Origin of the sequence: Cognatundibacterium luofuense, assembly GCF_018139685.1 — a bacterium.
In the GTDB taxonomy this organism is placed as follows: Bacteria; Pseudomonadota; Gammaproteobacteria; order Burkholderiales; family Burkholderiaceae_D; genus Undibacterium; species Undibacterium luofuense.
On record NZ_JAGSPN010000252.1, the window covers coordinates 1 to 381 of the forward strand.

Below are 381 nucleotides of genomic sequence, written 5' to 3' on the forward strand. Positions count from 1 at the left end.
CTAAGCGGGAAACTCGCCTTAAGATGAGACTTCCCAGAGACTAGATCTCTTTAAAGGGTCGTTCGAGACCAGGACGTTGATAGGCTGGGTGTGGAAGTGCAGTAATGCATTAAGCTAACCAGTACTAATTGCCCGTAAGGCTTGTCCCTATAACCTTAGCAGGTTGTGGGCTGCAAGTGAGCAATATGAAGTGGTTGCCAGTGAGTTGGATACGAATCATAACCAGTAATACCTAAGAAATTAGGAAAACGAATAGAGATTGGTGCGAGTTGATATAAAGACGGCGCACATTCTGCGAAGCTTCTTCTGAATTGAGTTTGTTGTGAACACACAAAGGAACGTGTGCACAGCGGACTGACAGTTTATGCCTGATGACCATAG

General features: G+C 45.1%; 1 rRNA gene. It reads left to right on the forward strand.

Annotation, left to right across the window (positions count from 1 at the left end):
- A 23S ribosomal RNA gene (locus KDM89_RS20275) occupies positions 1 to 149 on the forward strand; the annotation flags it as partial.
- Between the last annotated feature and the right edge of the window lie 232 nt (positions 150 to 381).